The organism is Amycolatopsis sp. NPDC052450, from assembly GCF_044547565.1.
GTDB lineage: Bacteria > Actinomycetota > Actinomycetes > Mycobacteriales > Pseudonocardiaceae > Amycolatopsis.
In genome coordinates, this window is sequence record NZ_JBIUAQ010000032.1 from 83169 (window position 1) to 102125 (window position 18957).

General features: G+C 68.3%; 19 protein-coding genes. 11 read left to right on the plus strand and 8 right to left on the minus strand.

The window, feature by feature from the left end:
• Positions 1-247: 247 nt before the first annotated feature.
• Genes ACIHAO_RS35585 through ACIHAO_RS35600 form a run of 4 tightly spaced genes read left to right on the plus strand, consistent with a single transcriptional unit; the run spans position 248 to position 4126 of the window.
• Positions 248-2761 (plus strand): nitrate- and nitrite sensing domain-containing protein, encoded by a 2514-nt coding sequence (locus ACIHAO_RS35585; RefSeq protein WP_396565412.1) that lies wholly within the window; start codon positions 248-250, stop codon positions 2759-2761.
• The gene (locus ACIHAO_RS35590; protein WP_037341577.1) at positions 2762-3172 is read left to right on the plus strand and encodes a roadblock/LC7 domain-containing protein; all 411 of its coding nucleotides are present in this window, start codon (positions 2762-2764) and stop codon (positions 3170-3172) included. It begins immediately after the preceding gene.
• The gene (locus ACIHAO_RS35595) at positions 3169-3540 is read left to right on the plus strand and encodes a DUF742 domain-containing protein (protein ID WP_396565414.1); all 372 of its coding nucleotides are present in this window, start codon (positions 3169-3171) and stop codon (positions 3538-3540) included. The genes ACIHAO_RS35590 and ACIHAO_RS35595 overlap by 4 nt, the downstream gene beginning before the upstream one ends.
• Entirely contained in the window at positions 3521-4126 is a 606-nt protein-coding gene (locus ACIHAO_RS35600) for an ATP/GTP-binding protein (RefSeq protein WP_125785033.1), read from the plus strand. The genes ACIHAO_RS35595 and ACIHAO_RS35600 overlap by 20 nt, the downstream gene beginning before the upstream one ends.
• Before the next feature lie 260 nt (positions 4127-4386).
• Here the strand turns inward: ACIHAO_RS35600 and ACIHAO_RS35605 are convergent, their stop codons facing one another.
• Together ACIHAO_RS35605 and ACIHAO_RS35610 are read right to left on the minus strand one after the other, a co-directional pair.
• Positions 4387-4815, minus strand: a complete 429-nt coding sequence (locus tag ACIHAO_RS35605) for a DoxX family protein (protein ID WP_396565416.1) — start codon at positions 4813-4815, stop codon at positions 4387-4389.
• A gap of 184 nt (positions 4816-4999) precedes the next feature.
• A complete protein-coding gene (locus tag ACIHAO_RS35610) occupies positions 5000-5440 on the minus strand; it encodes a DoxX family protein (RefSeq protein WP_396565418.1) in 441 nt (146 codons plus the stop codon).
• A gap of 145 nt (positions 5441-5585) precedes the next feature.
• Here ACIHAO_RS35610 and ACIHAO_RS35615 point away from each other — a divergent pair, with 145 nt between their 5' ends.
• Complete coding sequence (locus tag ACIHAO_RS35615; protein ID WP_396565420.1) at positions 5586-6053, plus strand: NUDIX domain-containing protein; 468 nt, start codon at positions 5586-5588, stop codon at positions 6051-6053.
• On the opposite strand, the gene ACIHAO_RS35620 is transcribed toward ACIHAO_RS35615, so the two are convergent.
• A complete protein-coding gene (locus ACIHAO_RS35620) occupies positions 6043-6687 on the minus strand; it encodes an HAD family hydrolase (protein WP_396565422.1) in 645 nt (214 codons plus the stop codon). The two genes, ACIHAO_RS35615 and ACIHAO_RS35620, sit on opposite strands and share 11 nt — an antisense overlap.
• Before the next feature lie 146 nt (positions 6688-6833).
• Here ACIHAO_RS35620 and ACIHAO_RS35625 point away from each other — a divergent pair, with 146 nt between their 5' ends.
• The 3 genes from ACIHAO_RS35625 to ACIHAO_RS35635 all read left to right on the plus strand — a co-directional run bounded on the left by ACIHAO_RS35625 (position 6834) and on the right by ACIHAO_RS35635 (position 10744).
• Positions 6834-8420: a discoidin domain-containing protein gene (locus tag ACIHAO_RS35625; RefSeq protein WP_396565424.1), complete on the plus strand. Its 1587-nt coding sequence runs from the start codon at positions 6834-6836 to the stop codon at positions 8418-8420.
• A 99-nt stretch (positions 8421-8519) separates the two neighbouring features.
• Positions 8520-9764, plus strand: coding sequence for an MFS transporter (locus ACIHAO_RS35630; protein WP_396565426.1), 1245 nt, complete (start codon positions 8520-8522; stop codon positions 9762-9764).
• Positions 9761-10744, plus strand: a complete 984-nt coding sequence (locus ACIHAO_RS35635; protein ID WP_396565428.1) for a hypothetical protein — start codon at positions 9761-9763, stop codon at positions 10742-10744. The genes ACIHAO_RS35630 and ACIHAO_RS35635 overlap by 4 nt, the downstream gene beginning before the upstream one ends.
• Before the next feature lie 51 nt (positions 10745-10795).
• Here ACIHAO_RS35635 and ACIHAO_RS35640 read toward each other — a convergent pair whose 3' ends face one another.
• The 4 genes from ACIHAO_RS35640 to ACIHAO_RS35655 form a co-directional block, all read right to left on the minus strand.
• A complete protein-coding gene (locus ACIHAO_RS35640) occupies positions 10796-11335 on the minus strand; it encodes an O-acetyl-ADP-ribose deacetylase (RefSeq protein WP_396565430.1) in 540 nt (179 codons plus the stop codon).
• 10 nt (positions 11336-11345) lie between these two features.
• On the minus strand, positions 11346-12143 hold the full coding sequence (locus ACIHAO_RS35645) for an alpha/beta fold hydrolase (RefSeq protein WP_396565432.1): 798 nt from the start codon (positions 12141-12143) through the stop codon (positions 11346-11348).
• A 23-nt stretch (positions 12144-12166) separates the two neighbouring features.
• Positions 12167-12811: a DUF998 domain-containing protein gene (locus tag ACIHAO_RS35650; RefSeq protein ID WP_396565434.1), complete on the minus strand. Its 645-nt coding sequence runs from the start codon at positions 12809-12811 to the stop codon at positions 12167-12169.
• Between the two features lie 124 nt (positions 12812-12935).
• Positions 12936-14069, minus strand: coding sequence for a metallophosphoesterase (locus ACIHAO_RS35655; RefSeq protein ID WP_396565436.1), 1134 nt, complete (start codon positions 14067-14069; stop codon positions 12936-12938).
• Between the two features lie 138 nt (positions 14070-14207).
• Between ACIHAO_RS35655 and ACIHAO_RS35660 the strand changes: the two genes are divergently transcribed.
• Entirely contained in the window at positions 14208-15068 is an 861-nt protein-coding gene (locus ACIHAO_RS35660) for a hypothetical protein (RefSeq protein ID WP_396565438.1), read from the plus strand.
• Positions 15069-15119: 51 nt separating this feature from the next.
• On the opposite strand, the gene ACIHAO_RS35665 is transcribed toward ACIHAO_RS35660, so the two are convergent.
• Entirely contained in the window at positions 15120-17381 is a 2262-nt protein-coding gene (locus ACIHAO_RS35665; protein WP_396565441.1) for an ATP-binding cassette domain-containing protein, read from the minus strand.
• 78 nt (positions 17382-17459) lie between these two features.
• Here ACIHAO_RS35665 and ACIHAO_RS35670 point away from each other — a divergent pair, with 78 nt between their 5' ends.
• Both ACIHAO_RS35670 and ACIHAO_RS35675 read left to right on the plus strand, forming a co-directional pair.
• On the plus strand, positions 17460-18242 hold the full coding sequence (locus ACIHAO_RS35670; protein ID WP_396565443.1) for a TetR/AcrR family transcriptional regulator C-terminal domain-containing protein: 783 nt from the start codon (positions 17460-17462) through the stop codon (positions 18240-18242).
• 10 nt (positions 18243-18252) lie between these two features.
• Complete coding sequence (locus ACIHAO_RS35675; protein WP_396565445.1) at positions 18253-18684, plus strand: nitroreductase family deazaflavin-dependent oxidoreductase; 432 nt, start codon at positions 18253-18255, stop codon at positions 18682-18684.
• Positions 18685-18957: the final 273 nt, after the last annotated feature.

Consider the following 18957-nt stretch of genomic DNA (forward strand, 5'->3'; position numbering starts at 1 on the left):
CTGGTGAGTCACTTGGCGGGGTGCCCTGGTCCACGTGGTGGACTTTCGAGGTCCACCGGCCTCTCGTGACCTGGTCACGGCCATACGCGACTACCCTTCGCGTCCGGACTTGACTCACCCGTTTGGGTCTCCTAGCGTCTTCGCGGGCGGAGCGGACCACGCTGTGTTGATCCGGCAATCGGATCCCGCGGGTATGAGATCCCCGGCGACCCGACACCTGAAACTGCCGGAAGGAAAACGGACCACGGTGAAGCAAATTCCCCTTCCACGAGGCCGCGGCTCTTCGATTCGTTCGCGCGTTCTGACGATCGCGCTCATTCCGAGCATCGCGCTGATGCTGGTCGGTCTGGCGATCGGCGGGTATCTGATCTTCGACGCGGTCAACGGCCGTGACTACGCGCAGCGGATCCGTGACTCGGAAGCCCCCTCTCTTCCCTTCTTCGTCCAGGTGCAGGAAGAGCGGCGCCTGACGCTGCGCGAACTCGCCGGGGACCGGTCGCAGCACGCCACGCTCGTCGAGCAGCGCGCGAAGACCGACGCCGCCACCCAGGGCGTCGTCGCGCACCTTCAGAAGTTCATCGGCGACTCGCCCGACAGCGTGCAGCGCAACATCGCCACGGTGAACGGGCTCTTCCAGAAGATGCCGCAGATGCGGCAGTCCGCCGACTCCGGTCAGCTCCCGCTGCTGGACGCCTTCACCTTCTACAACCAGATCCTCGACCAGTTCGTCGAAGGTCTCACCGGGCTGGCCCAGGACGCGCCGAACGCGGAGAACGCCTACCAGCGGATCACCGCGGTGCCGCTGTTCACCGCCATCGACCAGATGCAGCGCGCGAACGCCCTCGCCGCCGCGGCGGTCGCCGGCGGCGGCTTCACCGACGAGACCTACCGCGCCTACGTCACCGAGGTCGGTTCCTACCGCTCGCAGCTGGAGTCTTCGGTCTCGCGGATGCTGCCGGACGTCAAGGCGAAGTTCGACCAGCTCGTCGCGAGCGATCCGTGGAAGGCCGTCAACACGGTCGAGAACACCTTCCTGCAGAACAGCAAGGCCACGCTCCCCATCCCCGAGCAGACGTGGCTTCAGGCCGCGCGCGGCGTCAGTGACGCGATGATGCGCGGCTTCGTCGAGCAGAGTGGTACGGCCACGACGCAGGCGGTCGACGACGCCGACCGGACGCTGATCACCTCGGCCATCGCCGCGGCCATCGCGCTGCTGGTGGCGATCGGGGTGTTCGTCATCGCCCTGCGGCTGTCCAACCGGCTCATCGGAAGGCTGGCGCGGCTGCGGGAGGACACCCTCGACGTCGCCGAGATCCGGCTGCCGGAACTGGTGGACCGGGTGCGGGCGGGTGAACCCGTCGACCTCGACGACAAGGGTCACTTCCTCGACCACGGCGACGACGAGATCGGACAGGTCGCCGAGGCCTTCAACAAGGCGCAGCAGACCGCCATCGCGGCCGCGGTGGAAGAGGCGAGGACCCGTGAGGGCACCAAGACGGTGTTCCTCAACATCGCGCACCGCAGCCAGGTCATCGTGCACCGCCAGCTCAAGGTGCTCGACCAGGCCGAGCGCAAACAGGAGGACCCGGAGCAGCTGGAGACGCTCTTCCAGCTGGACCACCTCTCCACGCGCGCCCGCCGCAACGCGGAGAACCTGATCATCCTCGGTGGCGGTCAGCCCGGCCGTCAGTGGCGCAAGCCGGTGACGCTGGCCGAGCTGACCCGCGGTGCCTCGGCCGAGACCGAGGACTTCGCCAGGGTGAAGACGGCGAAGATGCCCGCGATGGCGGTGCAGGGCCCGGTCGTCGGCGACCTCGTGCACCTGCTCGCCGAGCTGATCGACAACGCGACCGCCTTCTCGCCGCCGCAGTCGCGCGTCGAGCTGCGGGGCAACGTGGTCGGCAAGGGTGTCGTGATCGAGGTCGAGGACCAGGGCCTCGGTATCGAGCCGGAACAGGCCGCCGAGCTGAACGCGATGTTGGCCGATCCGCCGGACTTCGGCATCATGGCGTTGTCAGCCGAGCCACGGCTGGGCCTGTTCGTGGTCGCGCGCCTCGCCGCGCGTCACGGGATCTCCGTGCACCTGCGCGAGTCGGCGTACGGCGGCACCAGGGCCATCGTGCTCGTCCGCACCGACCTGCTCGCGCCGGTCCCGTCTGATCAGCCGGAGGACGAGGTGGACCCCGAGAGCACCGAGGTGCCGGAAGCCGCGCCGCTGCTCCCGGGCCGTCGTGCCCGCCACCGCACCGAGTTCCCCGCGGAACGGCCCGAACTGCCCGTGCCGATGCCCGTGGCACCCCAGCCGCAAGCGCAGGGCCCGGACCAGCCCGGCGGCACGTTGCCGCCGCTGCCCCCGAGGCCGCCGCGGGTGCCCCGGCCGGAGACGCCGCGGCCCGAACCGATCCGTCCCGAGCCCGTCCGTGCCGAGGGGCGTCCGCAGCCGGTGCAGCCGCCGGCGTGGCCGCCCGCCGACACCCGGCCTCAGGACACCCGTCCCCAGGACGGCCGCCCGCCGCAGACCCGGCGGCCCGGCCCCGAGGCGCCCGGCAGGCCACCGCTGCCGCAGCGCCGCCGTCAGGCGAACCTGGTCCCCCAGCTCATGGAGGACCGGCCCGCCGCCCAGCCCGAGGAGGTCCGCGAGGACACCCCCGAGCTGGCGAGGAACCGGCTCGCCGCGTTCCAGCAGGGCACGCGCCGCGCACGGGACACCGAACCCACCGACGACTACACCGACCTCGACATGTACGGAGATCGTGACTAGATGGCCAACGCGGGAGTCAGTGAACTCGACTGGTTGCTGGACGACCTGGTCAAGCGGGTCAGCGGTGCCGACAGGGCGGTGGTCCTGTCCTCCGACGGCCTGCTCATCGGACGGTCCGGGAACCTGTCGGAGCAGGACGGCGAGCACCTGTCCGCGGTCGCGTCGGCGTTCCAGAGCCTCGCGCGGGGAACGGGACGGCACTTCGGCGGCGGCAACGTCCGCCAGACCATGGTCGAGATGGACCACGCCTTCCTGTTCGTCACCGCTGCCGGGCGCGGAGCGTGCCTCGCGCTGCTGGCGAAGGAAGACGCGGACATGGGTCTCGTCGCCTACGAAATGAACCTGATGGTCAAGCGGGTCGGCGCGGTGCTCACTTCGGCGCCCCGCGCCGCGACTCCCACTTCGCCATGAGCGGGCGGCACGAGTCGTGGTTCGAGGACGAGGCCGGCCCGCTGGTCCGGTCGTACGCCGTCACGGGCGGGCGCACCCGCTCGGACACGCTCGGCCTCGACCTGATCACCCTGGTGGTCGCCATGCGCAGCGCGCACGAGGTGGCGGGCTTCGAGCCGGAGTACGGGCGGATCCTCAACCTGTGCCAGAGACCGACCTCCGTCGCGGAGGTCGCCGCGCGCATAGACCTTCCGCTGCCGGTGGTGAAGGTACTGCTGAGCGACCTCATCGAACAGAACCTCGTGCTGTTCCGCACCGCGACCCCGGTCACCGACACCCCCAACAAACACGTACTCCAGGCGGTTCTTGATGGCATCCGGAAACTCTGAGCCCCGGCGATCCTTGACCGCGAACGCGGTCAAGGTCCTCATCGCCGGCGGGTTCGGGGTCGGTAAGACCACGATGGTCGGTTCGGTCAGCGAGGTTCCCCCGCTGCGCACCGAGGAGGTCATCACCGCGGCGTCCGAGGGCGTCGACGACCTCACCGGTGTCGAGAAGAAGACGACCACCACGGTCGCCCTCGACTTCGGCCGCATCACCATCAACCCCGAACTGATCCTGTACTTGTTCGGCACGCCGGGACAGGACCGATTCTGGTTCATGTGGGACGAACTGGCCGAAGGCGCTCTCGGCGCCGTCGTGCTGGCCGACACCCGGCGGCTCGACAGCTGCTTCGCGGCCGTCGACTTCTTCGAGCGCCGCGGACTGCCGTTCGTCGTCGCCGTGAACTGCTTCGACAACGCCTACCGCTACGGCACCGAGGAGGTCCGGCAGGCGCTCGACGTCAGCATGGACGTCCCGCTGCTGCTGTGCGACGCGCGGGAACGCGAGTCGACGAAGCAGGTGCTGACCGTGCTGATGGAGCACGTGCTGGCGTTGTCCGATTTGGCGGCCGGGTTGCCACAGGGCCGCTGACACCCCCTCGAACGCTAGGAACGGTCCTTTCCTTGCAGATTTTGCAAGGAAAGGACCGTTCCTAGCATCGGGAGTGTGGAGTCCGGCTGCGGTTGATCTCCGGCCCGGTCCGTGAAGGCCTCCTTGAGGGACCCAGAGTCCCTCAAGGAGGCCTTCACGGACTCGAAGATCGCCGCGTTCGCCCCACAGGCACCAGCAGTCACACCAGTGGCGCGTGAAGGCAAGAACACTGGCCAAGCCCTCGTGAGACCGAGACCGGCTCAGGACTTCCGGCGCCGGCGCAGCAGGGTGTCGAGCGCGTAGGTGCCCGGGCCGACCACCGCGAACAGCAGGAAGATCCAGGAGTACAGGGCCGCCGTCTCGCCCTTGTTCTGCAGCGGTAACAACGCGTCGGGCTGGTGCACGACGAAATACGCGTACGCCATCGTGCCCGAAAGCAGTACCGCGACGGGGCGGGTGAACAGGCCGACGAGGATCAGCAGCGAGCCGACCGTTTCGATGACCCCGGCGTACCAGCCCGGCCAGGTGGCGAACGGCACGGCGGGCTTGTCGAAGAGTCCCAGCTTCTGCAGGCCGTGGCAGAGGAACAGGAACGCGACCACTACGCGGACGGCCGAGAGGGCCAGTCCCTGCCACTTGGGAGCGGTCGGACCGATCTCGGTGGTCGTGGCGGTGGCTGTCTGGGTCATGACGCATCCTTCCGGCTCAAGGTGGTCTAAACCATTGATGTGATGAGGATGCCGGATGTCCCCATCTGTAGGGAACTTTCTTTCGGGGGGTAATTCGATGTTATGTCCGGATTTAACAACGTCGAAACGCGTTAAAGGCCCCTTTCCTGGAATCGTTCCAGGAAAGGGGCCTCGCGATTCTCCATCAGCGTCGGCGGCGCAGGGTGTCGAGGGCGAAGGTGCCGGGGCCGATCGCGGCGATCAGCAGGAAGATCCAGCAGTAGAGGGTCGACAGTTCGCCCATGTTCTGCAGCGGCAGCAGGCCTTCCGGCGCGTGGACGGTGAAGTAGGCGTAGGCCATCACGCCGGAGAGGAGCACCGCGACCGGCCGGGTGAACAGGCCCACCAGCACCAGTACTGCGCCGACGACCTCGATCACGCTGCCGTACCAGCCGGGCCAGGAGCCGAGTTCCACCGAGCCGCCGGCGCCGTCGACACCACCGAAGAAGCCGAATCCCTGCAAACCGTGGCAGAGGAAGAGGAACGAGACGACGATCCGGACGGCCGACTGGATCGCGCCCTGCGCCTTGGCGGCACGCGAGGTAGTGGTGGCGGTGGTCTGGGCGGGGGTGATGGTCTGCGTCATGGTTCCGGTCCTTCCGGGAGGGAGTGTCTGTGGGGCGGCTTCTGACAACGCGTCGGACGGGCTCGACGCGAATCGACATCCGGGCGGAAAGTTTTTTCGCGGGCCGGTCACATCACCCGATCGGCGCAAGGCCAGACTGGACCTCATGGCGGGTAAGACGAGTGCCGGGATCCTGCTCTTCCGCAGGTCGGGCGAGGTGGCCGAGGTGCTGCTCGGGCATATGGGCGGACCGTTCTGGGCGAAGAAGGACGCGGGCGGCTGGTCGGTGCCCAAGGGCGAGTACGAGCCGGACGAGGCGCCGGAGGCCGCGGCACGGCGCGAGTTCACCGAGGAACTGGGGCTGCCCGCGCCGGAGGGGGAGTACCTCCCGCTCGGTGTCGTGAAGCAGTCCGGCGGCAAAGTCGTGACGGTCTGGGCGGTCGAGGGCGACCTCGATCCGGCTCAGGTGGTGCCGGGCACCTTCGAAATGGAGTGGCCGCCGCGGTCGGGCCGGACGCGGGAGTTCCCGGAGGTCGACAGGGTCGCCTGGTTCGGGCTGGCCGAGGCGGAGGAGAAACTGCTCAAAGGCCAGCGTCCGTTCCTGGCCCGCCTTGGCGAACTGCTCAACGGCTGAGCAACTCGCCGAGCGGTTTGTCGGCCAGCGAGCCGAGTACGAGGTCGGCGTGGTCGAAGTTCAGCACCGCGGTGATCGGATTCGGCACCGCCACGCACTGGAGTCCGGCGGCCTTCGCCGCGGTGACGCCGTGCGGTGAATCCTCGAACGCGATCGCCTCGGCCGCGGGCAGGTCCAGCGCGGCGAGCGCGGCGAGGTAGAGGTCCGGGCTCGGCTTCGCCTCGTGGAGGTCGCCGGTGAGGACGGCCTCGAACGCGTCCGCGAGGCCGAGCCGGTGCAGATGTGTGGTGACCCAGTCGCCGGTCGAACTGGACGCGATGGCCAGCCGCAGGCCCTGTTCCTTCGCGTCGTCGAGATACTGCTGGACGCCCGGGCGGGGCCCCACTGATTCCAGCAGTTCGGTGACCCGGGCGCGGACGCCGGTGCGGACCGCGACCCGGTCGAGGTTCTCGTCGTTCTTCTCGAGCAGTTCGAACATCGCGACGGCGGTGTTCTGCGTGCCGATCACGGTGTGCCAGACGTCGAGGGGGAGTTCGCCGCCGCGTTCGCGGAACGTCTCCTGCCAGGCCACGAGGACGGCGGCCTCGGTGTCGACCAGCGTTCCGTCGAAGTCGAAGATCAAGGCGCCGGTCATGGGACGAGTCTACGTCTTGACTCACTGAGTGGTACGGATTACGGTACGCATTCGTTAGGAAAGTTACCAAACGAACAGTGCTCAACGAACAACGCCGCGCACCCGTCCCTCTCAACCCGCCGCCACGGATTCCCGGGGAGATCGATGTGAAGGCCCGAACCCGACTACTGCCACTAGGCGCGGCCGCCATCCTGTTGCCGACGCTGCTCAGCGGTAACGCCCAAGCCGCTGATGTCCTTTTGTCCCAAGGTAAAGCCGTCCTCGTCTCGTCGGTGGAGTCCTCCTCCTACGGCGGCCCGCTGGCCGTCGACGGGAAGAGCACCACCCGGTGGGCGAGCGCCGAAGGTGCCGACCCGCAGTTCATCCGCATCGACCTCGGCGGTCCGTCCGCCATCAACCGGGTCAAGCTGAACTGGGAAGCGGCGTACGCCACCGCGTACAAACTCGAGGTCTCCAACGACGGCTCGGCGTGGACCCCGGTCAAATCCGTCACCAACGGCAACGGCGGGACCGACGACCTCACCGGCCTGTCCGCCCGCGGCCGGTACCTCCGCCTCGTCGGGACCAAACGCGCCACGAGCTACGGCTACTCCCTCTGGGAGATGCAGGTCTACGGGACGTCGGACTCCTCCGGCGACACGCAGGCGCCCACCGCGCCGACGAACCTGAAGGCCGGTTCGGTCACTTCGTCCACTGTGGACCTGACGTGGACGGGCTCGACGGACAACGTCGGCGTCACCGGCTACGAGGTGCTGCGCAATGGCCAGGTCGTCGGCACGACCGAGACCGCGTCCTACACCGACAGCGGGCTGGGCGCGTCGACCGCGTACACCTACACCGTCCGCGCGAAGGACGCCGCCGGCAACACCTCGGCGGCCAGCAACCAGATCCAGGCGACCACCCAGGCGGGCGGTTCGTCGTTCGTCCTCGCCGCCTCCGGTGACATCGCCGAGCAGTGCACCGCTTCGTCGTCATCGTGCGTGCACCCGAAGACGGCCGCGCTGGTCGGCCAGATGAACCCGGCCGCGGTCATCACCATGGGCGACAACCAGTACGACGACGCCCACATCGAGGACTTCACGAAGTACTTCGACAAGACCTGGGGCAAGTACAAGAACATCATGCACCCGGTCCCCGGCAACCACGAGACCTACGACCACACCCCGCTGGGCGCCTACAAGCAGTACTTCGGCAAGATCGCGACGCCGAACGGGAAGACCTACTACAGCTGGGAAATGGGCAACTGGCACTTCGTCGCCATCGACAGCACGGAGTTTTCGCCCGGCCTCGCCGCGAACGCGATCAGCGACGAGCAGCTGAACTGGATCAAGCAGGACCTGAAGAACAACACCAAGCCTTGCGTCGCCGCGTACTACCACCACCCGCGCTACACCTCGGGTGACCACGGCGACAACAGCAAGATGGCCACCTTGTGGGAGACCCTGGTCCAGAACAAGGTCGACCTGGTGCTCAACGGGCACGACCACCACTACGAGCGGTTCTACCCGCAGAACGCCGACGGTGACAAGGATCCCGCGGGTCCGGTGCAGATCATCGGCGGTGGTGGCGGGGCGACCCTGTACCCGGTCAAGACCGAGCACCCGGCCACGGCGAAGGCGATCTCGACCTACGGCGTGCTCAAGCTGAACATGTCGGACAACGCCTTCTCGACCCAGCTGATCGGTCTCGACGGCAAGACCATCGACTCGTCTCCCACCTACACCTGCCACTGATCCTCGCGTTTCGGCACCAGGTTGCGATGGTTCGCGTCGCGGACCATCGCAACCTGGCACCTGATTGCGGTCGTTCGGTGCGCGTGAAGGAGGTCTCCCATGTACATAGCCACCAGCAGGGGAGCGGACGCCGCGGCGGAAGTCCCGAAGAGCGGCGTGAAACGGGCCGTCACCGGGAACGTCGTCGCGCTCGGCCTGGTCAGCCTCGTCACCGACATCTCGTCGGAGATGGTGACCGCGGTCCTCCCGCTCTACCTCGTTCTCGGCCTCGGTCTGAGCCCGCTGCAGTTCGGCGTGCTCGACGGCCTCTATTCCGGCGTCACCGCCGTCGTCCGGCTCGTCGGCGGGCATCTCGCGGACCGGTGGCAACGGCTCAAAGCCGTCGCCTGCTTCGGTTACGGCCTTTCGGCGCTGGGCAAGATCGGCCTGATGCTGGCGGGTTCGTCCACCGTCGCGATCGGCGCCGTCCTGGCGGCCGACCGTACCGGTAAAGGCGTCCGGACCGCGCCGCGGGACGCGCTGATCACGTTGAGCAGCGAACCCGAACATCTCGGCCGCGCGTTCGGCGTGCACCGCGCGATGGACACCTTCGGCGCGTTCCTCGGCCCGCTGGTCGCGATGGCCGTGCTGTGGCTCAGCCTCGGCAGCTACGACTCGGTGTTCTTCACGAGCTTCTGCATCGCCGCGATCGGCGTGATCATCCTGCTGGTGCTGGTCAAGGACCACCAGCCGAAGCCCGACGCGGTACGGCCCAAGGTCTCGTTGCGGGAGACCGCGGGCCTGATCCGGCAGGCGTCGTTCCGCCGGATCTGCGTGTGGGCGGCGTTGCTGGGCCTGGTCACCCTCAGCGACTCGTTCCTCTATCTCGTACTGCAGCGTCGCTGGGATCTCGGCGCGGTCTTCTTTCCCTTGCTGCCACTGGGAACCGCGGGCGTGTACCTGTTGCTCGCCGTGCCGTTCGGCAGGCTTTCGGACCGGATCGGCCGCTGGAAGGTGTTCCTCGGCGGACACGTCGCGCTGGTCGTCGCGCTGCTGGCGCTGCTGGGACCGGTGGACGGCGGCATCCTCGCCGTACTGGCGCTGGTGCTGCACGGTGTCTTCTACGCCGCCACCGACGGGGTCCTGATGGCCGCCGCCGGACCGCTGCTGCCCGAGCACCAGCGGGCGAGCGGACTGGCGCTGGTGCAGACCGGGCAGGCGACGACGCGGATGTTCGCGTCCGTCCTTTTCGGACTCGCCTGGACCACCTGGGATCTGCACGCCGCCGTTCTGGTCGCCGCCGGCGCACTGGCCGTGGTGGTCGTCGCGGCCGCCCTCATCCGTCCTTTGAGGACACACGCATGAGGGCGCGCATCCTGGGGGTGGCCGGGGCGGTCGTCCTCCTGATCGCGGCCGCCGTCGGTTACGGGCTCCACTCCCGTGACCGCGGGCCGGAGGTGAACTCCGTCGCCGTCGTCACCGGGCAGCCGGTTTCGGTGCAGGCCAAGGGACAGCTGCTGTTCCGCAACACCGCCGAAGGCCCCGACTTCGGCCATCTCGCCACCGTCCCCGTCGACCGGCCGGGCGAACCCCGGAAGGTGTCCGGGCTCAGCTGTGACCGCTTCGCTGCTTCGGCGGGGACCGCGCTGTGCCTGTCCGCGCAGCCGGGGGTGCTGCCGCCGATGACCGACGTCATCGTGCTGGACAAGGACCTCAACGAGATCCGCCGGATCGAACTGCCCGGCACCCCCAGCCGCGGCCGGGTCTCGCCGGACGGGAAACTCGCCTACTGGACGCTGTTCGTCAACGGCGATTCCTATGCGGAGACCGGGTTCTCGACCAGGGCCGGGATCTTCGACCTGAGGACCGGGAAGCTGATGAAGAGCATCGAGGAGATGGGGCTCCTGCTCGACGGCAAGCCGTACTACTCGTCCGACGTGAACTACTGGGGGATCACCTTCACCCCCGACGGCAAGCGGTTCTACGCGACCGTGGGGACGAAGGGGAAGACGTACCTGGTCGAGGCGGACTACGAGAAACTCGTCGCGAAGATGATCCGGGAGAACGTCGAATGCCCGTCCCTTTCGCCGGACGGGAAGCGGATCGCCTTCAAGAAACGGGTTTCCGCCGATCTCGCGGCGCCGTGGCGGCTCGCGGTCCTCGATCTGGCCTCCGGGCAGGAGACCCTGCTGGCCGAGACGCGGAGCGTGGACGACCAGGCCGCCTGGCTCGACGACCGGACCGTCGCGTACGGGCTGGAGTCGGGGATCTGGGCGGTTCCGGCGGACGGGAGCGGGGCGGCCCGGCTGGTGGTCGAGCGCGGGGCGTCGCCGGCGGGCGTGTAGTGGGTCCAGTGGGTCGTGAGTGGCGATTCGTGTTCTAACCCGAATCCTCACTCACGACCCGGCCACGCCCAGCGCTTCCGCCTGCTCCCGGAACACGTCGTAGGTCGCCTTCCCGAACAGCACGAACCGCACCAGTTCCACTGAGCACGATCCGGCCGAAAGCGTGCTCAGCACGGTCTCGAGGGCGATCTCCGCCGCGGATTCGACCGGCCACCGGTAGATTCCGGTCGAGATCGCGGGGAAGGCCACGGTGTGCGCGCCGAGATCGGCGGCGACGTGCAGCGAGTTGCGGTGGCACGACGCCAGTAGCGGCGAGCGGTCTTCGGAATCGGACCACACCGGCCCGACGGTGTGCACCACCCAGCGCGCCGGAAGGCGACCCGCCGTGGTGGCGACCGCCTCTCCGGTCTTCAGTCCCTTGCCGTAATGCCCCGCGCGCAGTGCCCGGCATTCGGCGAGGATCTCCGGTCCGCCGCGGCGGTGGATCGCGCCGTCCACCCCGCCGCCGCCGAGCAGTGACGAGTTCGCCGCGTTGACCACGACGTCGACCTGCTGTTCGGTGATGTCGCCTTCGACCAGTTCGATCTTCATGATCGCTCCGTCAGTCGTTGAAGTACTCGATCAGTACCGGGGCCACCGCCTTCGGCTTGAGCATATGCGTCTGGCCTTCGATCGTCCGGTGCTCGGCGCCGGGGACCGCCTTCGCCAGCGCGGCGACGCCGTTGCGGATCCACGCGGGGCTCTTGCCGCCGTCCATGACCAGCGTCGGCACCGAAACGCCCGCCCAGCGGCCCTCGGGCAGCGGGGTGCCGTCGTGCAGGCCGTCGAACAGGGCGGCGTCGTAGCGCAGGGTCGGCGCGACCTTCTTCAGCTTCGGCCAGGCGGGCATGAACTGCATCATGAAGACGACCGGAGCGGGGACGCGGACGCCTTCCCTCATGAAGGTCTTGATCGCGGTGCCGGGACGCCCGGCGGCGATGGCCTTCTCCAGCCGTTCGTCGTAGTCGGCCGGGACCGGCGGACGGGTGTCGTCGACGACCAGCGGGAATTCGTACACCGCCAGTTTCGTGATCGGGAGCCCGGCTTTCGCGGCTTCGAGGGCGAGCGCGGCGCCGGACGAGATGCCGTAGACGTGTGCCGTCCCGCCCGCTTCCTTGATCAGCGCCGCGATGTCCTCGACTTCGCGGGCGACGGAGAACGGCTCGGTGTCGCCGCTTTCACCGCGGCCGCGGCGGTCGTAGGTGTAGACGGTGAAGTGCGCGGCCAGTTCGGCGGCCAGCGGCTTGGCCGGGCCGAACTCGCGGTGGCACATCGCGCCGTCGACCAGGATGACGGCGGGGCCGGAGCCGGTGCGGGTGTAGGCGATGGTGGTGCCGTCTTGCGAGGTCACGGTGCTCATGGCGGGAATTCTCCTAGGATTGTCTAGCGGCTTGTGTGGACGACGACGGCGGTGACCCAGCCCCAGGCCAGCATCACGGTGGCCCAGAAGGCGAGCATCACGGCGGCGTTCGCGTTGCCGGAGCTGATCCCGGCGAACGAGGCGAAGAACGCGATGCCGGTGGCGCGGGAGTAGACGGCCCAGCCGCGGCGGCCCTCACGGGAGAAGCGGCTCGCGAACACGAAGGTTGCGACGATCAGCGAGAGGAAGCCGACCGAGCCGGCGGCCATGTGCAGGACGCCCGCGGTGCTGATGGTGCCCGGGCCGCGGCCCGCGGGGAAGCCGTTGCCGGGATCGGCCTTGAAGACCGCGGCGAAGAGCAGGCTGACGCCGAAGACGCCCAGCAGCCGTGGACCCCACGTGCTGCCTCTGCCCGGTTCGAGCGTCCGGCTCAGGCCGATCGCGCCCGCGATCATCAGGACGCCGGTGACCAGGAAGTTCGCCACCTGGATCCAGCCGGCGTCGCCGTTGCTCAGCATGCTCGCCGGGTGCTTCGTCACGTCGAAACCGTCGCGGACGGCGGCCTGGGTGAGCGTGGTCAGGAAGTACAGCGGGCCCGAGACCGCGCCGCAGGCGAGTAGGGCGCGGGCGGGGAGTGCGACGGGGGTCCGGGTGGCGGCGATGGTCATCGTTTCGGCCTTTCGGGGCGGCGAGTGCGTTGGCACAACTCTCGTCCCGAAAGCATCAGTTGTCAAGACAAAAAAATTTGTCGGTGACATCGGTTGCGACGCCGGAGATGCCGCAACCAGGTGACTACTTGCCGTTTCGCAAGGTCAGGAGAGTGATCTCGCTCGGCGCGAAGACGCGCAGCGGCGGCCCCCAGAAGCCGGTGCCCCGGCTCGTGTAGAGCTGCGTGCGCTCTCCGTGGCGCGAAAGCCCGGCCAGCACGGGCTGATCGAGCCGGACCAGGAGGTGGAACGGCCAGATCTGGCCGCCGTGGGTGTGCCCGGAGATCTGCAGGTCGATGCCCGCCTCGGCGGCCTGCTTGACCTGCTTCGGCTGGTGGGCGAGCAGGACGACCGGCGTGCTCGCGGCGACGCCGTCGAGCGCGGCGGGGAGGTCGGGGCCGTGGCCGGGCAGGCCTGAGGCGGTGCCGGTCGGGTCGTCGATCCCGGCGAAGACGAGCGTGTCCCCGCCCTGACGGACCTTCGCGTGCCGGTTGTGCAGTGTGTCCCAGCCGAGGTCGCGCATGTGGTCGAGCCAGGCCTGCGCCTCGCCGAAGTACTCGTGATTGCCGGTGATGTAGAACTTGCCGAGTTTCGCCCGCACCTTCCCGAGCGGCGCGACCTGCTGTGCGCGTTTGGCGACGGAGCCGTCGGCGAGGTCGCCCGCGTGGGCGACGACGTCGGCGTCGAGTTCGTTCACCACCTCGACGACCTTCTCCGACCATTTCGTCCGGTTCAGCGGGCCGAAATGGGTGTCGGTGATGATCGCGAAACGGAGACCGTCGAGGCCCGCGCCCAGCCGGGGGAGCACGACGTCGAGCTCCTTGAGCCTCGGCACGCGCCGGGCTTCGGCCATCCCGTACGCCGCCAGCGCCGCGAAGGCCACCAGGACGACACCGGACACGATTCCCGCCGCACCGTCCACTCCGGACACCGTGAGCACGAGTCGCAGCACGTTTCCGAGTACCGACAAGGAGAACAGCAGCCAGATCAGCCCGAGGGAGAGGTCGCCGATCTTCGCCGCGAGGTCGCGCTGCCACGGGCCGTGGCCGAGGACCATGCACACGGGCACGGCGATCGCCGCGGCGGCGAACACGATCGTGCCGAGGACTTCGAGCGCGGCGGGAAGTTCGGGTGAGCCGACGATCGTCCACCACGGCACACCGAACAGGAGGGCGAGAACGGCGATCAGCGCGGCGACGCGGACAAGGATGCGGGGCATGATGTCGGCCAGAGTAACAGACCAATGGTCTCTACCGCAGTCTTCGCTGAGGGGCCTCTCAGGTACGTAGGCGGGCGTACGCGCGATGTCGCTTCACGGCTGACGCTTTTCGCCGCGTGCCGGAAGACACTCTTCGGCATGAAGGAATCGCGGACGATCGAACGCGTCGCCTACGTGGTCGGAGCACTCCTGTTCCTCAGTGGACTCGTGCACGCGGGAGTGCTGATCGTGTCCGGTGGTTCGTGGACCGGGCCGTTGTCGATGCGGAAAGCGGTCACGTTCGGCCTGTCGTTCGGGCTGACCCTGGTCACCGTCGCCTGGGCGACTTCGTACGTCGCGGTGCGGCCGCGGGTGCGGAACGTGCTGCTCGGCGTGTTCACCGCGGCGAGCGTCGTCGAGACGGTGCTGGTGAGCATGCAGGCGTGGCGCGGCGTGCCGTCGCATTTCAACTTCGAGACCGGCTTCGACAACGCGGTGTCGACCACACTCGCGGCGGGCGGTGGCGTGATCATCCTGACGGCGATCTCGTTCACCGCCGCGGCGATGCGCGGCGAAGGGGAGACCACGCCGAGCATGCGGCTCGCGGTGCGATCCGGGCTCGTCGCGCTGTTGGTGGCGCTCGGCGCGGGTGCGGCGATGATCGCGAGCGGCGTCGTCGAGGCGCGGAGCGGGAACCCGCAGGCCGCGTACAGCACCGCCGGCGCGCTGAAGCCACTCCACGCGGTGGCGATGCACGCGATCCTCATCCTGCCGGGACTCGCCTGGCTGCTGCGGTTCGCGGACTGGACGGAACGGCGGCGCGTGCGCCTGGTGTGGGCGTCGATCGGTGCCTACGCCGTGCTGACCGCTGTCGTGGGGCTGGAGTCGGTGACGGGGGTTTCGCCGCTGGCGGCTTCGCCTGTCGAGATGGTGACTTCGGGGGTCGCTTTGGGAGTGCTGGGGCTTATCGGTGCGGTGGGTGTTCGTGAAGCGGTTCGGCGTCGGTCCCGGATGCTATGAAAGGCCCCTTCATTGCAAAATTTGCAATGAAGGGGCCTTTCATAGCGCGCGCTACTGGCCCACGTAAGCGCGAAGGTGCTGCGCCGTGAGCGTGTCACCGGAGGCGACCAGATCGGCCGGAGTCCCCGTGAACACCACCTGACCCCCGTCCGAACCGGCGCCCGGCCCGAGGTCGACGATCCAGTCCGCGTGCGCCATCACCGCCTGGTGATGCTCGATGACCACCACCGTGTTCCCGTCGTCGACGAGCCGGTCGAGCAGCCCCAGCAACTGGTCGACGTCGGCGAGGTGCAGGCCGGTGGTCGGCTCGTCGAGGACGTAGGTCGCGGACTTCTCCGCCATGCGGATGGCCAGTTTGATCCGCTGCCGTTCCCCGCCGGACAGCGTCGTGAGCGGCTGCCCGAGCCCGAGGTAGCCGAGGCCGACGTCGGAAAGCCGGTCCAGGATCGTCCGCGCCTGACCCGAGGTGAAGAACTCGCGCGCCTCGGCGACCGGCATGGCGAGGACCTCGCTGATGTTCTTGCCCCGCAGCGTGTACGTCAGCACTTCCGCGGTGAACCGCTTGCCCTCGCATTCCTCGCAGACCGTCGCCACCCCGGCCATCATCGCCAGGTCGGTGTAGATGAGCCCGATGCCCTTGCACTTCGGGCAGGCGCCTTCGGAGTTCGCGCTGAACAGGGCCGCCTTGACGCCGTTGGCCTTGGCGAACGCGGTGCGGATCGGGTCGAGCAGGCCGGTGTAGGTCGCCGGGTTGCTCCGCCGCGAGCCGCGGATGGGCGACTGGTCGAGCACCACCACATCGTCCCTTGTGGACAGTGAACCGTGGATGAGCGAGCTCTTGCCCGAACCGGCGACGCCGGTGACCACGGTCAACACGCCCAGCGGGATGTCGACGTCGACATCGCGCAGGTTGTGCCTGGTCGCGTTCCGGATCGGGATCTGCCCGCGTGCCACGCGGACGTCGGTGCGCAGCCGCGCCCGGTGGTCCAGATGCCGCCCGGTCAGCGTGCCGGAGGCGCGCAGCCCGGCGACGTCGCCGGTGAAGCAGATCTGCCCGCCATTCGGCCCGGCGCCGGGACCGAGGTCGACGACGTGGTCGGCGATCTCGATGGTCTCCGGCTTGTGCTCGACGACGAGTACCGTGTTCCCCTTGTCCTTCAAGAGAAGCAGCAGGCCGTTCATGCGCTGGATGTCGTGGGGGTGCAGCCCGACGGTCGGTTCGTCGAAGACGTAGGTGACGTCGGTGAGGCTGGAACCCAGATGCCGCACCATCTTCACGCGCTGCGCCTCCCCGCCGGACAGCGTCCCGGATTCACGGTCGAGGCTCAGGTAACCGAGGCCGATCTCCACGAGCGACTCGAGGGTGCCGCGCAGTGTCTGCATCAGCGGGCCGACCGACGGATCGTCGATCTTGCGGACGAAATCGGCCAGATCGCTGATCTGCATCGACGAGCAGTCGGCGATGTTCAGGCCCTCGATCTTCGACGACAGCGCCGCCTGGTTCAGCCGGGCGCCTTCGCACGCCGGGCACAGCTCGAAGGTGATCGCGCGGTCCACGAAAGCCCGGCCGTGCGCCTGCATGGATTCCTTGTCCTTCGACAGGAACAGCCGCTGGACCTTCACCAGCAGGCCTTCGTAGGTGGTGTTCATCCCGCCGAGCTTCATCTTGGTGGCGGGTTTGTGCATGAAGTCTTCCCACTGCTGCGGCGTGTAGTCCTTCAGCTTCACGGCAGGGTCGACGAAGCCGGCTTCCGCCAGCCCCTTCCAGTACCAGCTGCCGGGCGCGAAGTTCGGGACGGTGATCGCCCCTTCGTCGAGCGAAAGCTCCTTGTCGACGAGCTGGTCGATGTCGATGGTGGAGACCTTCCCCAGCCCCTCGCATTCGGGGCACATCCCCTCGGGAAGGTTGAAGCTGAACGCCCCCGAAGTCCCGATGTGCGGCTGTCCCAGCCTGCTGAAGACGATCCGCAGCATCGTGTGCGCGTCCGTCGCGGTGCCGACCGTGGACCGCGAGTTGGCGCCCATCCGCTCCTGGTCGACGACGATCGCGGCGCTCAGATTCCGCAGCGCGTCCACGTCCGGCCGTCCGACCGGGGCCATGAAGGACTGGATGAACGCGGTGTAGGTCTCGTTGATCAGCCGCTGTGACTCCGCGGCGATGGTGCCGAACACCAAGGACGACTTCCCCGAGCCCGAGACACCGGTGAAGACGGTGAGGCGGCGTTTGGGGATGTCGACCGAGATGTCGGCGAGGTTGTTCTCTCTGGCTCCGCGCACCTGGATCATGTCGTGGCTGTCGGCGGCCGAAGGCATGGCTCTCCCCTGGTTGGAACTCTTTAGCCTGTAAAGTGAGGGTAGCAGAGGTTGGTTTATGCTGTAAGGAGTTGGCAAGTGGTCGTCTACGCGGCTCAAGGAGACCCCTGGCGGTCGATGGCACTGCTGTGGCGGACCGAGTCGCCGGACTCCGAGCGGCCCGGCCCCAAACCGGGGCTTTCGGTGGAGCTGATCGTCGAAACCGCCATCGCCATCGCGGACGCCGAAGGCATGGCGGGCCTTTCGATGCGTGCCGTCGGGGACCGGCTCGGCCGCACTGCCATGGCGCTGTACACCTACGTCCCCAGCAAGAGCGAGCTGCTCGATCTCATGTACGACAAGGCGCTCGCCGAGCTGCCGGGTTCCTACGACGGGGAAGACTGGCGGGCCGACGCCGCTCGCTGGGCAGAGGACCTTTGGGACTTCTACCTGCGGCATCCCTGGGTTCTCCAGATCTCGCAGGCGCGGCCGGTGCTGGGGCCGAACGAGTACGTCGTACTGGAGGCGCTGGTGAAGATCCTGCGCCGGACCGGATTACGCCCGGCGGCACTGCGACGGCTGGTCAGCGCGCTGTACTCGTGCGTGCGCGAGCCCGCCAGGACGGCATCGGAGTCGCGCCTGGCCGAAAAGGCGACAGGACAGTCCGACGACGAGTGGTGGTACGCCCGGTCCGCGCAGCTGCGGGAGGTTTCGCCGGACTTCGCCGAGCGGTTCCCGACGCTGACCTGGATGGAGAGCGAGCAGGCGTTCCGGATGGAGGACGAGACGGTGTCCTATCTGGAGCAGGAGGCGAGGGAGGCCTTCGAGTTTTCGCTGGCCGTTCTCCTGGACGGAATCGAAGTCGCGATGAAAGCGGAGTAGCCTTCTCCGCATGCCCAGTGATTTCGCCTTGAAGACCATGAACGCCGTCCATCGCGTCATCCAGAAGGTCAGCGGCGGCCGCGCCGGCTGGCAGGTCGCCGGGATGACCGTGCTCGAACTGACCACCATCGGCCGCAAATCCGGTCAGCCGCGCACCGTGCTCCTGACCTCGCCGCTGCGGGAGGGCGACGCGTACGTCATCGTGGCGTCCCGCGGTGGCGACGACCAGCACCCGGCGTGGTTCCTCAACCTCCGCGACAACCCGGACGTCCAGGTCACCCTGAAGGGCGAAAGCCCGCAGCCGATGGTCGCGAGCGTCGCCGACGCCGGGCAGCGCGCCCGTCTGTGGCCCAAGATCACCGCGGACTACAAGAACTACGCGCAGTACCAGACCAAGACCGAACGGGAGATCCCCGTGGTGCTGTTGACGCCCAAGGCGTAGGTGCGCGTTCGGTACAGCGGGTCGTGAATGGCGATTCGGGTTCTAACCCTCATTGCCACTCACGCCCCACTGGACCGGCGGCGCTTCTTGCGTGAAGTACATGAAGGACCCCTTCCTGTACCTAGTGTCCTGCACCGGAAGTTCGCGCCGTAAATCCGTATCGATAGCCTGCCGTTTCACGCCTGGCCCGGGGGGCATGAGGTGCGTCGGGGGGGGGCCCCAGACAGGGCCCGGGGGGGGGGGCGCAGGGGTTGGGGCGCCGGGCCCCCCCCC